The organism is Sphingobium sp. KCTC 72723 (assembly GCF_014280435.1).
Lineage (GTDB): Bacteria > Pseudomonadota > Alphaproteobacteria > Sphingomonadales > Sphingomonadaceae > Sphingobium.
The window spans coordinates 2,716,100-2,729,669 of record NZ_CP060388.1 but is presented as its reverse complement, the minus strand read 5'-3'; the positions used below and the strand labels follow the sequence as shown (position 1 = coordinate 2,729,669).

Genomic DNA, 13,570 nt, shown 5'->3' with positions numbered 1-13,570 from the left:
CGCGGCGTTCGCGCTGTGACACAGGGCGGTAAGGCCAGGCTTGCCCCAAGCAGCGATCTTTCTCCAGATCATCGGCGAAAATTTAATCTAAAATTCTTGCGTGTCACGTTTCAACCAATCAAGGGAACACTGACTAACTCGGCTCGTTATAAATGCAGTGTCAAATAGGAGAGACTGATGAGCATCGAAGGAAAAGCAAAAGAAGCAGCCGGCTACGTCAAGGAAGAGGCGTTCGAGCACGGCAAGTCCGTCGAAAGCCAGAAGAAAGCACAAGAAGGGCGCGATCTGCGCAATGAAGGACGCGTGGAAGATGGCAAGGCGCCAAAGACTTCTGAGCCAGGCACCGACGCAAAGTAATATTTGATTTCTGCCGAACGATACGCCGCCTTTCACAGGGCGGCGTTTTCGTTTTCCCTTACTTTAGCGGAGTGTAACGGCAGGCAAATTTCGGTGGTCGCGCCGTTTCGGTGGCTACCAAAGTGGATGTGAAGTTTTTCGCCAATGACCTCATGGAGAGCAATCGCCTTCTCAGCCTCGTATAGATCGTCGCGATGGCCTTCCTTCCACGCAGGGAGGGTAGCCATCGCGCGTGCCTTGGCCTAGGTCACATTCTCAGTGACAACGAACATGTTGCGATGCTGTTCGGCGAAGTCAGCCGGATCGTAACCACCCAGATCTACGAAAAACAGTCGTTCGCGCCCCTTATATGGCTCCGGCTGCAGCTGAACGTCATAACCGTCCGCATGGTCGATCTCTGCCAGCAGTCGATATGTAGCGTGCCGGGCGCGCCTCACCACTGACGGCGAAGCGCATCATGCGTCGCTTTAAGGGAGCGCGCCACGATGAAGCGGACATCATGAACTTCTATGTGAGCCGCAGGATGCTCACCTCCAATGTAGACCGCAAACAGCTTCATGCCGCGTCAGCCTGCATGGATACTGCGATCATGCGCGCGAGGTCCTGACCCACAATGCCGCCCATCTCATGCGAACTGGTGATCCCTTGTACAAATGGATGACGTCCCAGGATGAAGGGAAGGCTCAGACAATATAATCGGCGCGCACGCGGATCGGGCGATGCCGGGTGGAAAGCCTCATGCACCGAGATACCTTTGGTCGCGCCTTCGTCTGCATCTTGTGCGTCCATAACGATGCCTGGTTCAAGAAGCGTAGGGAATGGGAAATCGTCGGCTTCGAGCGGGCGTTGGCCCGTTGCATCGATGAACTCATTATAGTGGCGCCGCTTGCCGTTGATGACGACATTGACGCCGGGTTCTGCGCCGTGCGTTTCGACGCGATAATCCTTTCCAAGGGCGATCACATCAAGGTGGCCGGCTCGATGAAGAGCGAGGAGCCGCTGGATGAAGAGATGGGGAACGCTCGCATATTCGTCGACGAAGGCAGGCTTTAAATGCTTGCCGAACGATTCCAGCGCGCCTTCGTCAAGATGCGGGATAATCAGTGCCAGCACCTCGTGCATCCGCAGGATCGCGTAGCGCCAGGGCACGGTGATTTCTTGGTCGAAATCGGCTTGCGCCTCCCGCAGATTCGTGGCGGCCCATTCAAACGGATCAGCGTCCGCGCGGTCGGCGAAGAAGCGCTCCGCGAAATCTTCCAAAGCCAGATCGGCCAACCTGACATGATCGGCATATGCAGGATCGGTGTGCGCCAGTTCCTTCTTGAAGAGCGCATAGGCCTGCTCCAGAAGATCCTTTGGCTGAGCCTCGATCAGCGTTCCGATCGCCTCATGCGCACAAAAGGCTAGCGGCTCATAGGGTATCGGATGGTGGAAATCAGCTTCAGGCAGCAGCCCCTTGCGCGACATCATCGTCAACGCAAGTCCTTCCGATCCCGCCCCAATCCGATATTCAACACTGCCATCCGTACCTTCGATGAATGCGCCATGCGCGGTGGCCAGAGCGACGACTGCGTCGATCGCCGTCAGAGAGCTCCCGCGAATGCCAACATTGACGGCGTTGAGCCGTTTGAGCGCGGAGGCTGGCCACGGGCTGAGAAAATAGCCAGGCCGCGCCTCGGGTTCCTCCGGCCACTGATGGCCCGTCGCCATGACGACGAAGTCGAAACGATTGTCGGCTATGTCCTCGCCCTCCCCTTCAATATCCAGCTGAACGCAGTTGCCCTGGACAGACATGTCCGGAACGCGGTGGCCGGTTCGAATATCGACGATGAACCCTTTGGCACGCGCCTCGTCCACGGGCATGTCGAACTGGTCGAGGAAGTATCGCCCCAGTGCAACGCGCGGGTAGAAAGCGCGGTCATCAACATCCCTGGGATCGATTCCCAAACTTATGAGCCGCTTGCGGCTTGGACGGTTGAGCCAGGCAAGAAGCGTCTCGCACAACGGCGGTATTTCAACGCTCGCAATGTTCGAGAGCATGGCGGGATCGTTCCACCCTGGTCGATAGGGCGTTCCGAGACCGGCGCGCGCCTGCTGCTCGAAGATGGTGATCCTCGCGGGGCGGGCTGCATGCTCAACAAACGCCGTGAGCGTATAGAGGGTGGTCGGTCCGGCGCCGACAAAGGCAATGGATGCGGTCATTCGGCTATGAACGCGTAGATGCTGGGGTGGTGCCATCTCAGAGCACGGCACATCAAAAAGTCATCTCGCCGCCGGTGACGTAGTTGTCCTACACACCTTTAAGATACCGTTGGCCACTGCAAATCGAGAACACCGCCAGACCTTGAGGCCGACGAAGAATGAGCCTTTTCGCGATTTCCTTGTCAGCGCTCAATCTCCAAGGCTTTTTGACATCTATTTTTGTCGAGAGTTGTCGTACGCAGCAGCACCGATGAATGGCGACCTAGCCACTACGCAGCGTCCGGCGCGTGGCAAAACCGACCCATTACAGCCATTTACGGTAGAAATTCGCTTTCCAGATAGCCGACAGTCGCTTTTTTCATTGTGAATGACAAAGTCCGTCACCGCTAACCGTTGCTTTATGGAACTGTCGCCATTCAAGATCGTCAATATCGATCAGCAGACGATGGACCGCAAATATTATGACTCATGAGACGGACAAGGCATGGATGGAGCAGGCTATCAAGCTGGCAATGAGCAAAGGCAAATCTCCCCAGGATACGCCGATTGCAGCCATTATTGTGCTGGATGGAAAAATTCTCGCACGAGCAATCAACCAAACAGAGGAGCTATGTGACGCTACTGCACACGCGGAGATGATGGCATTCAGGAAAGCCGGCAAAGTGCACGGCGACATGGATCTGAGGGGGGCCACTCTCTATTCTACCCTACAGCCGTGTGGGATGTGCACGATGGCATCTGTCTGGGCAAAGGTCGGGCGCATTGTCTACGGCGCGGGGCGGGACGATGTACACCGTATGTATTTCGAAGATCGTCATCTCGATACGATGGATTTCATCAAGGATGCTTGGCGCGAGGATTTGGTGTTAGAGGGAGGCTGCCTAAAGAAACAATGCGCGGCTCTATACTTCAAGCCGGACGATGACGTGCCGATCGAAATGCAAGGTAACATATAGGCAGCAGCAACTTGGCATGATTGCATGAAAACGTATAATTTGGGGTAGAGCGGGACATCCTAGAACGACGTGTATCGGCGATTTTGCAACTTAGCAGCGGGAGGTCTGCCATTTCGAGAAACCAAATGCTGCACGGTATATTATAGAGAATTGTTTTCGAAATTTGGCTTAACACATGTAATATTAAAATTATGGTACGAAGATCTGTTTACAATTTTTCATTATCCGATTTTTCTTCAATCAGTCGAGCCGCTTCGAGTAGACTTTTGCCAGTTTCTGATGCGGCATACGCTGTCATGGTGACGGCTACACCATCCGGCCCATCCAGCAGGACAAGCCCTTCTTCCACGCTCGCCTTACCGGGCAGCGATTGAACACCGGAATCTTCTGGGGGTATCATGATGTTGGCCTTTCGATGTCCGGGCGACCGGATTTATTTTCGATGTAGAGATAGGCAGGATTGAACTGGCCCCTGCGGGCCAGACCCTCGACGTCGAGAATTTCCACTAGCGAGGAGCGAAAGATGCACAACCGCTCTTCCCGTAATTGCCGCAGCACGCGATTGGCGTGGACACTCGTTATACCGCAGATTTCCGAAATATCCGCCTGCGTTATTCCCAGGGCAAAACGCGTTCCATCGCTGAGGCCGGCTGAAACCAGCCGGACATTGGTTTCGGACAGAAAATGCGCCACGCGCCCGACCGCATCCAGCCGCCCCAGGCGGAATAGCCACGCCCGATGCATCGCCGCGTCGAGGAGCGTAGAGAACCACAGCTTGCGTGTGAGTTCGGGCATTGCCGCATTAATCTCGTCCAGCGCCTTGTGCGGAATGACCGCAATTGTGGCTGCTGTCAGGCTGGCGACATCATGATCCAATATTTTGAGCGGGTAGGCGTGCAAGTCCAGAAAATCCCCTGGCACTTGCACGGCGACGAGTTGGCGCATCCCTTCCCGATCGTCCAGATAGCGGCACATGAAGCCTTCCAGCAGCAACATGCTCACGGACAATGTTTCGCCAGCCTGTACGACAGTCTTGCGCGCATCTATCGTTCGTATCTCGAAAATGGCTTTTTCCAGGACAGCGCGTTCCTGAACATCCAGTTCGACGCCGCGACGATCCCTAAGAAATTTGTCCGTAAACAATATCGGCCCTTCATAGTGAAAAGACTTGGCTTTGAACTATAGCAACGGTCCGTGGCGACGCGGTATCCAGCCGCCAGAAATAAATCGCTATGATGCACATTAGTTTTGGACCGGTCCGCGCAACTTGCTGAAGAGCGGCGGGTTATCTCCTCACAAATGTCGCGGGTTCCCAGTGATGATCGGGAATTCGCATTTTTTTCGATCATCACTCCCAATGTGCTGGACCTGCGTCCGGCACGTCTCTCGTGCATGAGGATGCCCCATGGCCAAGTCTCCCTCCACCGTCGATAAAGTCTCCGGCGAGACGGCCAAAAAGGCTCCCCCAACTGCGCCCGCCGAAACTATTTCGAACAGCTTTGCCGAACCGCAGGCAGAAGGTGGCGAAACGCATCAGGTTGCAGGAGGGGATGTGGCAATCTTGACGACGGCACATGGCATCCCGGTCGCTGATGATCAAAACAGCCTGAAGCAGGGCGCGCGTGGCCCCACCTTGCTGGAGGACGCCCACTTCCGCGAAAAAATGTTCCATTTCGACCATGAACGCATCCCTGAGCGCGTCGTCCATGCCCGCGGCTACGGTGCGCACGGCTATTTCGAACTGACGGAATCCCTGAGCGACGTCACGCGTGCGGATGTGCTCCAGCGGGTCGGTGAGCGCGTGCCTGCCTTCGTGCGCTTCTCGACTGTTGCCGGGTCCAAGGGGTCGGCCGATCTCGCCCGCGACGTGCGTGGCTTTGCCGTGAAGCTTTATACGCAGGAGGGCAATTGGGATATCGTTGGCAACAACATCCCGGTATTCTTCATTCAGGACGCGATCAAATTCCCCGACCTGATCCATGCCGCCAAGCCGGAGCCTGACCGCGACTTCCCGCAGGCGCAGACCGCACATGATAATTTTTGGGATTTTATCAGCCTGACGCCCGAAAGCTTCCATATGGTCATGTGGACGATGTCGGACCGCGCCATCCCACGCTCGCTGCGCACGATGGAAGGCTTCGGCGTCCACACCTTCCGTCTCGTCAATGCCGACGGCAAATCGACCTTCGTTAAATTCCACTGGAAGCCCAAACAGGGCCTGCAGTCGGTCATGTGGAACGAGGCGGTCAAGATCAACGGTGCCGATCCCGATTTCCATCGTCGCGACCTGTGGGACGCCATTAACGCCGAGGACTTCCCGGAATGGGAGCTGGGGGTCCAGCTGTTCGACGATGCGTTCGCCGACAGCTTCGACTTCGACGTGCTAGACGCGACCAAGCTGATCCCGGAGGAACTGGTGCCGGTCTGCATCGTCGGGCGGCTGGTACTGGACCGGGTCGTCGACAATTTCTTTGCCGAGACAGAACAGGTCGCCTTCATGACCCAGAATGTCCCGCCGGGCATAGACTTTAGCAACGATCCATTGCTTCAGGGCCGCAATTTTTCCTATCTCGATACCCAGATCAAGCGCCTGGGCAGCACCAACTTCACCCATTTGCCGATCAATGCACCCAAATGTCCGATGGCCCATTTCCAGCAGGACGGGCATATGGCGATGCGCAATCCTAAGGGTCGCGCCAATTATGAACCCAATAGTTGGGGTGCCGAACAAGGTGGCCCGCGCGAAGACCCGGTGCGCGGTTTCACCAGTTACGCGCAGGAGGCTGACGGTCCCAAGCAACGGGTTCGCTCGGAAAGTTTCGCCGATCATTACAGCCAGGCGCGGCAGTTCTTCAACAGCCAGACGGCGACCGAGCAGAAGCATATCGGCGATGCCATCGTCTTTGAACTGAGCAAGGTCGAACGCCCCGATATCCGTTCGCGGACGGTCTCTCACTTGCTCAATATCGACGCTACGCTGGCACAGACTGTAGCCGAAGGACTTGGCCTTGCCTTGCCTGAACCGGCGCAGGCAGCGCGCCCGACGATGATGGACCTGCCGCCGTCCGATGCGCTCAGCATCCTCAAGAACGGACCGGACAGTTTCAAGGGGCGCAAACTTGGCATCCTGCTGACCGACGGTGCCGAAGCCGCGATCTTCAACGCGCTGGTTAAAGCGGTCGACAAGGAAGGCGCGGTTTACGAGGTCGTCGCTCCCAAGATTGGCGGCGTAACCCTGTCGGATGGCACAACGGTTGCGGCCAAACAGAAGATTGACGGCGGTCCCTCTGTCCTGTTCGACGCCGTTGCCGTGGTGGCGTCTGAGGAGGGCGCTGCTTTGCTGGCAATCGACGCGGCCGCCAAGGATTTCGTCACCGATGCCTTTGCGCATTGCAAATATATCGGCCTAACCGCTGAAGCCCAGGCGCTGTTTGAAAAAGCGGGGATAGCCGATGATTTGGACGAGGCCTGCCTGCCGCTGGCCACAGCTAAGGATGCCGGCGCTTTCCTGACTGCCTGCCGGGCATTGCGCCATTGGCCGCGCGAATTGGCGGTCGATCTGGACGCCCAGCCCGTCGCCTGATCGCGGGGTTTCAATCTCAATCTATAGGGATGGTCTAGCCCCATCCCCAGTCACGCGCATGACAGGATCATACTCAATGCGGATCGGCATCATCGCCCATCTCAAACATCCGATTGCCGAACCCTTTGCCGGCGGGCTGGAAATGCACACGCATTTGCTGGCGCGATCGCTGCGGGATCGTGGCCATGCGGTCACGTTGTTCGCCTCTTCCCGATCGGAACCGGGGATCGGCCTGGAAGCGATCTGTACAGAAACCGCGATCCAGACGGTGGGTACGACAGAAGCGAGCGACGTGCCCTTCTTTCGTGAGCATCACGCCTATCTCAGTCTGATGAACGACCTGCGCCATCGCAATTTCGACATCATCCATAATAATTCGCTGCATTATTTGCCCGTCGCGATGGCCGACAGCCTGCCCATGCCGATGGTCACTACGCTGCATACGCCGCCCTTCTGCTGGCTGGAGAGCGGTATCCGCCTTTGTGTGGCGCGCAACCATAGTTTCGCGGCCGTGTCCCGCTCGGTTGCCGCTTTGTGGAATCATGTCACCCATAGCGACGCGGTGATATGGAACGGCATCGACCTGCAAAAATTTGCGTTCCATCCCGAGCCCGCTGCAGATCCCTATCTGGTCTGGTACGGCCGTATCGTCCCGGAAAAGGGATTACATCTGGCAATTCAGGCAGCCCGGCTGGTCGGCCTTCCGCTCAGGATTGCGGGGCCAAAACTTGACGAGGATTATTATCGGACACAGATCGCGCCCGCGCTGGGCGAGGATATTATCCACGTCGGGCATCTCGCGCACGAGCAACTCTCCCGGCTTGTGGGTGGTGCGCGGGCCTTCCTCTGCACCCCTATGTGGGATGAACCTTATGGCCTTGTCGTTGCAGAAGCGCTCGCCTGCGGCGTCCCAGTCGCGGCCTTTGCACGCGGCGCGATTCCTGAAATATTGGATGCAACATGCGGGGTGCTTGCGACCCCGGACGACGTTTCCTCGCTCGCCAGCGCTGCGCTGTCGGCCCTGAAGCTCAACCGCAGCGCGTGCCGCACCAGGGCCGAACAAATGTGCGATGCCGAACGCATGGTCGATAATTATGAAGCGCTTTATCTGCGGCAGATCGACAGGGCTGCGGCACCTTCCCGTCCCGACCGTACGGCGTCAATCCATTTGATTCCCTCGACACTCCCGTCCCATGCGTCGCTAGACCAGAGATCGGCTTCCCATGGCTGACACCATCGCCATGACCCTGTGCGTCTGCGTCCCGGCGCGGAACGAGGCAGCGCGGTTGCCGATATTGCTGGATGCGCTGGCGATGCAGGACTGGCCCGGTGCGCTTCCAGTTGCGATCGCCATCAACAACAGCACTGATGATAGCCGCGCCGTTGCCGACGCTGCCTGTCATCGTCATGCCGGACGGCTCGACGTCCACATAGTCGAACGCACTTTCGCGCCGGAACAGGCGCACGCCGGATCAGCCCGGCGGATCGCGATGGACACAGGCCTTGGCATTCTGCCCGCGCTGGACAACGCTGCCCTTGTCAGTACGGACGCCGATAGCCGCCCACCCAGAGACTGGTTGCATAATATCGCGACTGCCTTTTCGCGTGGTGCCGACATGGTTGGCGGCCGGATCGACATCGATAGCGATGAACCTCTGCCACCGCCCGTGCATCGGCTGCGCACGGCATGGGACGAATATTGGGCCGCCGTCCGTGCCATTGAGGATGCGATCGATCCTCTGCCCTGGGATCCCGCGCCCCGCCACGGCGATCATACCGGCGCATCGCTCGCCATCCGGGCAGAGCTTTATCTGGCCTGCGGCGGCGTTCCGGCCATAGCGAGCGGAGAGGACCGCGCACTTGTATTGGCGGCGCTTGCCCGCGGCGCGCGCCTTGTTCACCCCGTCACGGTTAACACTCGCGTCTCGCCGCGTCTTGAGGGACGCGCGGAAGGCGGCATGGCAGTTGCGATGCACACGCTGTTCGAAAGCGCCGAAAATGACATCTCGCCCATGGCACCTGCCTTCACCCACTGGAGAGAGCGAGCGCACTGGCGCAAGCAATTGCGTGCGCGGCCCGATGGCGCTGCTTTGATCGCCCGTCAGGAACCGTTACTGCCTCCGATGCCGCACGACATGATGCTGGAACTCCAGCCATGACCCGCCGTCCGCTCGGCTATTATGTCCATCATCATGGCGCTGGTCATCGCGCGCGGGCGGAGGCAATTGCCACCGCCATCGACTGGCCGATCGTCCTGCTGGGTACAGGGTTGGGCGCGGCAGGAATTGACCTTGCCGATGACCGACCCGTTTCCGGTCGCTTCGACGGGATGGACGACACGGCCTCACGCCCCGCCGCCCTGCACTATGCGCCCATTGGCCATGAAGGCGTGCGGTCGCGCGTGGCGCGGATCGCACAATGGATCGCAACGGAGCGCCCTGCGCTGATGGTCGTTGATGTCTCGGTCGAAGTTGCGATGCTGGCGCGCCTGGCATCGGTCCGCACCGTCTATGTGCGGCTCAACGGCGAACGCAGCGACGCGGCGCATCTCGACGCTTTTCGCGGTGCTACGGCGTTGGTCGCACCGTTTCACCATGAGTTGGAGATGCCATCGACGCCTGCGTGGATCAGGGACAAGACACGTTATCTGCCCGGCATTACTGCCGCTGCTCAGGAGCATCCCCGGCAGGACGACCATATTCTCATAGTGATCGGTCGGGGCGGCCCGCCCGGCGATGGCGCAGCGATCGCACAGGCCGCACGCGCCTGCCCGGATATGCACTGGCGCGTCATCGGCCCCGCAACTGCGCCGACCGATCAACCCGCCAATCTCGCTCTGGCCGGATGGGTAGACGATCCGGCGTGTGAAATCGCCTCCGCCGGGTTGATCATCGGCGCGGCCGGTGACGGGTTGGTGAACGCAGTCCTCGCCGCCGATCGTCCTTTCCTTTGCATCCCGGAGGACCGTCCTTATGGTGAGCAACGGGCAACGGCGCGCGCCCTGCACGCGCTGGGCGCTGCGATCATGCTCGAAACATGGCCGTCCCCCGACCAATGGCCATCTTTGATCCGTCAGGCAAAGGCATTGCCGCCTCACGCCCGCAAACGCCTGCACCATTCCCATGGGGTTGATGCAGCAGCAACCTGGCTCGCGACAATGGCTGCCGCTGCGGTCGATGAACTGGAACCTGTAGCATGACCCTGTCCCGCCATCCCCGTTCCAGCATCGACACCCCGATCGTGCGCGCCGGGGCGATCACCTCCACCCTTGTCGCGCTCGGCAGCCGCTATGATGCCGCGCCGATCTTTCCGGTGGAAAGCATGAAAGCGCTCGTCGCTGCGGATCTCCATCGCACCTTCGCCCCGCTCGAATGCGGCGGCGAGGCCTTTGACGATGCCGTCGCCCGGAACCAGTGCCTGATGACCGTCCTGCGGATCATTGGTCGCGCGGACCTGAGCGTCGGGCGGCTCTATGAAGGCCATGTCAACGCGCTCGCGCTGTTCGACTGGTTTGGCTCTCCCGCGCAAAAGGCCGATCTGGGGCAAAATCTCGCTCAGGGTGCCTTTTACGGCGTGTGGGCCACCGAACCGCAACCGGGCGTACAGCTACGCCAATCGGCACTGGATGGCCGCAAGTCTTTCGCGACCGGCGCTGGCAGCCTTACCTATGCCGTCATCACCGCGCAGCCCGAAGAGGGCGAACGGCGACTGGTCGTCGTACGGGCCGATGATCCCGCCAGGACCGACCTGTCGCAATGGCGCGTCAGGGGCATGCGGGCGACCGGCAGTGGCCTCTATGATCTGACGGGCATGGCGGTCGATCCGTCCCACCTGCTTGGCCAGCCCGGCGATTATGATCGCGAACCCCGCTTCACCACGGGTGCCTGGCGCTTTACCGCTGTGCAACTGGGCGGGATCGAGGCGCTGTTGACCGAAATCCGGCTCGCCATGTCTGAGGCGGCGCGCGCCGATCCGCTGCAACGCGCGAAATTCGCCGATGCGGTTGCCGCGACCCGCACCGCCTATCTCTGGGTCCGCGAATGTGCGCTCAGGGCAGCACGTGACGATGGCGATGGCCCCGCCTTCGCCCGCATGACGCGCGGCGTAGTGGAGCGTGCGGGTTTGGACGTTATGGAACTGGCCGCCCGCATCACCGGCACGCGCAGTGCGATTGACGGCGAACGGATCGACAAGATCATTCGCGACCTCAGCCTGTATCTGCGGCAGGGCGGACCCGACTATGCCCGCGATCAGGCTGCACTCGCCTGGCTCGACCATGATGCCTGGGGCGTGGAGGACGCATTGTGGTAGGCCTTTCTTTGTCGGCAAAGCCCTGGCGAACGCTGCGGTGGCTGGTCCTTGCGCCGCATCCCGATGACGAAACGCTGGGGGTTGGCGCGCTCATCGCGCAGACGGCGAAGGCGGGGCGACTGGCGGGTCTTGTCTATCTCACCGACGGGTCGGGCTCGCATGAGGCCGCGCAAGGCCGGTCGGGGAAACTGGTCAGCAGCCGCAAGCGCGAAGCCGCCGCCGCCTTGCACCGCCTGACCGGTAGCCGCAGCCAGCTACCGCTGCATCTTGCCTGGAAGGATGCTGCTCCCGCTCCGCCGGGGCATCCGGCTTTCGACCGGGCTACCCGACGGCTGAGCGCCCTTTGCCGTCGCTGGCAGGTCGATGTCCTTGCCGTTACCGCCAGCCACGAACCCCATTGCGACCATCAGGCCGCCGCGCAGCTGGCCTATGCAGTGGGGCAACGGGCCAACGGCAGGCTGGTCGTCGCCGAATATGTCGTCTGGTCGAAAGCCCCTGATCCCCGCACCCATCGGATGCTGCACACCGCGCCCATGTTGCGCGGACAACGCCGTTACGCCCTGGCCGCGCACCGCAGCCAGCTTAGCGCGTCCCACGGTCCCGGCTTCCGACTGCCCGCCTCACATCGTGCCATGCCCGCCAGCGATATCCTCTACCTGCGGAGAACCAAATGAAGCGGTACAAGACCAGCCTGGGTCACGATTATTTCGAGACAATGTATCGCGGGACCGACGATCCCTGGGACCTGGAAAGCAGCGCCTATGAGCGGGACAAATATGCCCATAGCATCGGCGCGCTGGCGGGACGAACCTACGAATTGGGTTTCGAGATTGGATGCGCAAAAGGTGTCCTGACACAGTCGCTGGCAACCCAATGCCACGCATTGCTGGCGATCGACGTCAGCGAAACTGCGTTAAAAGCAGCGCGCGAGCGCTGTGCCGCATTGGACCATGTTTCCTTCGGCCGGATGATTTTTCCCGGACGAGCACCCATAGGCAGCGCCTTCGACCTTATCATCCTGTCCGAAGTCGCCTATTATTGGGATGCCCACGATATCAGCCGCGCCGCCCAGTGGATCGCGACCCATATAGCGCCCGGCGGCGATATCTTGCTCGTCCATTGGACCGGCGAAACCGACTATCCCCAGAGCGGCGATGATGCGGTAATAAAATTGCAGGCCGCTCTCGCCCTTGCAATCACTGTCATCACCACAGAGCGCATGCCTCACTATCGCCTCGATCTGTGGCGTGCGCACGCATGACTCTGAGTGTCCTCACCATAGTCAAGGATCGGTCGACCCATCTGGCACAATTGATCGAAGGTCTGCGACGCAGCACGCATTGGCCCGACGAGCTCATCATCGTCGACATGGACAGCACACCGCCGATCAATGCCGAACAAGCGCCATTTCCGATTCAGATCCTGCGTCTCGATGGTCCCGGACTGCCACTCGCGGCAGCCCGGAACTCAGCCGCACGCGCGGCCAGCGGGGACATGTTGTTGTTCCTCGACGTCGACTGCATCCCGATGCGCGCACTGACCGGGGCAATCGCGCAATGCCTCACCGACCATGATGCGCTGATCTGTGCCGACATACGCTATCTTGGCCCTGACGATGCCCGAGGTAAATGGGAGGAAGCCGATCTCCTGCCGCGCGCGCAAGGGCATCCGGTTCGAGAATTTCCTACAAACGGCGTGCGACGAGAGGATAATGCCGGTCTGTTCTGGTCGTTGGCTTTTGGTCTACATCGCCAGAGATTTTTTGATCTGGGCGGGTTTGACGAAGCTTTTACCGGCTATGGCGGTGAAGATACCGACTTCGGCTTCCGCGCGCGGGCGGCTGGCTTGCCCCTGTTATTCATGGGCGGCGCTGGTGCCTTTCATCAATATCACGACGTTTTCGACCCTCCGCTCCAGTATCTGAACGACATCGTCCGCAATGCCAGCCTCTTTCGAGCACGATGGAATATATGGCCGATGGAAGGATGGCTCAACGCCTTCGAGGGAGCCGGGTTTATAGTACGCTGCGGGGACATGATTCATTTGCTTCGCCAACCAAGCGACCTCGAAATTAGGCGTGCACGAATGTCGCCGCCCGTCGCGCCCTGACAGAAAGCGGCAGCATCGTTTCGGCTAGCCCGGTTCAACCTCCCATCGATTG

Annotated in this window: 16 protein-coding genes; 11 read left to right on the top strand and 5 right to left on the bottom strand. The window is 59.7% G+C overall.

Features of this window, described 5'->3' with window-relative positions:
• Positions 1–177: 177 nt before the first annotated feature.
• Positions 178–357: a hypothetical protein gene (locus tag SPBM01_RS13445; protein ID WP_188062271.1), complete on the top strand. Its 180-nt coding sequence runs from the start codon at positions 178–180 to the stop codon at positions 355–357.
• A gap of 32 nt (positions 358–389) precedes the next feature.
• Here the strand turns inward: SPBM01_RS13445 and SPBM01_RS21930 are convergent, their stop codons facing one another.
• The 3 genes from SPBM01_RS21930 to SPBM01_RS13435 all read right to left on the bottom strand — a co-directional run bounded on the left by SPBM01_RS21930 (position 390) and on the right by SPBM01_RS13435 (position 2,559).
• Positions 390–584 (bottom strand): hypothetical protein, encoded by a 195-nt coding sequence (locus SPBM01_RS21930; RefSeq protein ID WP_262504166.1) that lies wholly within the window; start codon positions 582–584, stop codon positions 390–392.
• 206 nt (positions 585–790) lie between these two features.
• Positions 791–916, bottom strand: a complete 126-nt coding sequence (locus tag SPBM01_RS21925; RefSeq protein ID WP_262504165.1) for a DUF1543 domain-containing protein — start codon at positions 914–916, stop codon at positions 791–793.
• Positions 913–2,559, bottom strand: coding sequence for an FAD/NAD(P)-binding protein (locus SPBM01_RS13435; RefSeq protein ID WP_188062270.1), 1,647 nt, complete (start codon positions 2,557–2,559; stop codon positions 913–915). Before SPBM01_RS13435 ends, SPBM01_RS21925 begins: the two co-directional genes overlap by 4 nt.
• 461 nt (positions 2,560–3,020) lie before the next feature.
• Between SPBM01_RS13435 and SPBM01_RS13430 the strand changes: the two genes are divergently transcribed.
• The gene (locus tag SPBM01_RS13430; RefSeq protein WP_119750729.1) at positions 3,021–3,515 is read left to right on the top strand and encodes a nucleoside deaminase; all 495 of its coding nucleotides are present in this window, start codon (positions 3,021–3,023) and stop codon (positions 3,513–3,515) included.
• 208 nt (positions 3,516–3,723) lie between these two features.
• Here the strand turns inward: SPBM01_RS13430 and SPBM01_RS13425 are convergent, their stop codons facing one another.
• Together SPBM01_RS13425 and SPBM01_RS13420 are read right to left on the bottom strand one after the other, a co-directional pair.
• Complete coding sequence (locus tag SPBM01_RS13425; RefSeq protein WP_188062269.1) at positions 3,724–3,915, bottom strand: hypothetical protein; 192 nt, start codon at positions 3,913–3,915, stop codon at positions 3,724–3,726.
• Entirely contained in the window at positions 3,912–4,571 is a 660-nt protein-coding gene (locus SPBM01_RS13420; RefSeq protein ID WP_262504442.1) for a Crp/Fnr family transcriptional regulator, read from the bottom strand. The genes SPBM01_RS13425 and SPBM01_RS13420 overlap by 4 nt, the downstream gene beginning before the upstream one ends.
• Here SPBM01_RS13420 and SPBM01_RS21920 point away from each other — a divergent pair.
• The 9 genes from SPBM01_RS21920 to SPBM01_RS13380 all read left to right on the top strand — a co-directional run bounded on the left by SPBM01_RS21920 (position 4,452) and on the right by SPBM01_RS13380 (position 13,518).
• Positions 4,452–4,700, top strand: a complete 249-nt coding sequence (locus tag SPBM01_RS21920; RefSeq protein WP_262504466.1) for a hypothetical protein — start codon at positions 4,452–4,454, stop codon at positions 4,698–4,700. The genes SPBM01_RS13420 and SPBM01_RS21920 overlap by 120 nt on opposite strands.
• A 220-nt stretch (positions 4,701–4,920) precedes the next feature.
• On the top strand, positions 4,921–7,098 hold the full coding sequence (locus tag SPBM01_RS13415) for a catalase (RefSeq protein WP_217672944.1): 2,178 nt from the start codon (positions 4,921–4,923) through the stop codon (positions 7,096–7,098).
• A gap of 76 nt (positions 7,099–7,174) precedes the next feature.
• Positions 7,175–8,329 carry a glycosyltransferase gene (locus SPBM01_RS13410; protein WP_188062267.1) on the top strand — a complete coding sequence of 385 codons (1,155 nt, stop codon included), beginning with the start codon at positions 7,175–7,177 and terminating at the stop codon, positions 8,327–8,329.
• Entirely contained in the window at positions 8,322–9,257 is a 936-nt protein-coding gene (locus SPBM01_RS13405; RefSeq protein WP_188062266.1) for a glycosyltransferase, read from the top strand. The genes SPBM01_RS13410 and SPBM01_RS13405 overlap by 8 nt, the downstream gene beginning before the upstream one ends.
• Positions 9,254–10,297, top strand: a complete 1,044-nt coding sequence (locus SPBM01_RS13400) for a glycosyltransferase (RefSeq protein WP_188062265.1) — start codon at positions 9,254–9,256, stop codon at positions 10,295–10,297. The genes SPBM01_RS13405 and SPBM01_RS13400 overlap by 4 nt, the downstream gene beginning before the upstream one ends.
• Positions 10,294–11,409, top strand: coding sequence for an acyl-CoA dehydrogenase family protein (locus SPBM01_RS13395; RefSeq protein WP_188062264.1), 1,116 nt, complete (start codon positions 10,294–10,296; stop codon positions 11,407–11,409). Before SPBM01_RS13400 ends, SPBM01_RS13395 begins: the two co-directional genes overlap by 4 nt.
• Complete coding sequence (locus tag SPBM01_RS13390) at positions 11,403–12,083, top strand: PIG-L deacetylase family protein (protein WP_188062263.1); 681 nt, start codon at positions 11,403–11,405, stop codon at positions 12,081–12,083. Before SPBM01_RS13395 ends, SPBM01_RS13390 begins: the two co-directional genes overlap by 7 nt.
• Positions 12,080–12,670, top strand: a complete 591-nt coding sequence (locus SPBM01_RS13385) for an SAM-dependent methyltransferase (protein WP_188062262.1) — start codon at positions 12,080–12,082, stop codon at positions 12,668–12,670. Before SPBM01_RS13390 ends, SPBM01_RS13385 begins: the two co-directional genes overlap by 4 nt.
• Complete coding sequence (locus tag SPBM01_RS13380; protein ID WP_188062261.1) at positions 12,667–13,518, top strand: glycosyltransferase family 2 protein; 852 nt, start codon at positions 12,667–12,669, stop codon at positions 13,516–13,518. The genes SPBM01_RS13385 and SPBM01_RS13380 overlap by 4 nt, the downstream gene beginning before the upstream one ends.
• Positions 13,519–13,570 lie beyond the last annotated feature (52 nt).

Coding starts and splice junctions, on each gene's coding strand:
- SPBM01_RS13445 (WP_188062271.1), top strand. CDS start 178: ATGAGCATCGAAGGAAAAGCAAAAGAAGCAGCCGGCTACGTCAAGGAA.
- SPBM01_RS21930 (WP_262504166.1), bottom strand. CDS start 584: ATGGCTACCCTCCCTGCGTGGAAGGAAGGCCATCGCGACGATCTATAC.
- SPBM01_RS21925 (WP_262504165.1), bottom strand. CDS start 916: ATGAAGCTGTTTGCGGTCTACATTGGAGGTGAGCATCCTGCGGCTCAC.
- SPBM01_RS13435 (WP_188062270.1), bottom strand. CDS start 2,559: ATGACCGCATCCATTGCCTTTGTCGGCGCCGGACCGACCACCCTCTAT.
- SPBM01_RS13430 (WP_119750729.1), top strand. CDS start 3,021: ATGACTCATGAGACGGACAAGGCATGGATGGAGCAGGCTATCAAGCTG.
- SPBM01_RS13425 (WP_188062269.1), bottom strand. CDS start 3,915: ATGATACCCCCAGAAGATTCCGGTGTTCAATCGCTGCCCGGTAAGGCG.
- SPBM01_RS13415 (WP_217672944.1), top strand. CDS start 4,921: ATGGCCAAGTCTCCCTCCACCGTCGATAAAGTCTCCGGCGAGACGGCC.
- SPBM01_RS13410 (WP_188062267.1), top strand. CDS start 7,175: ATGCGGATCGGCATCATCGCCCATCTCAAACATCCGATTGCCGAACCC.
- SPBM01_RS13405 (WP_188062266.1), top strand. CDS start 8,322: ATGGCTGACACCATCGCCATGACCCTGTGCGTCTGCGTCCCGGCGCGG.
- SPBM01_RS13400 (WP_188062265.1), top strand. CDS start 9,254: ATGACCCGCCGTCCGCTCGGCTATTATGTCCATCATCATGGCGCTGGT.
- SPBM01_RS13395 (WP_188062264.1), top strand. CDS start 10,294: ATGACCCTGTCCCGCCATCCCCGTTCCAGCATCGACACCCCGATCGTG.
- SPBM01_RS13385 (WP_188062262.1), top strand. CDS start 12,080: ATGAAGCGGTACAAGACCAGCCTGGGTCACGATTATTTCGAGACAATG.
- SPBM01_RS13380 (WP_188062261.1), top strand. CDS start 12,667: ATGACTCTGAGTGTCCTCACCATAGTCAAGGATCGGTCGACCCATCTG.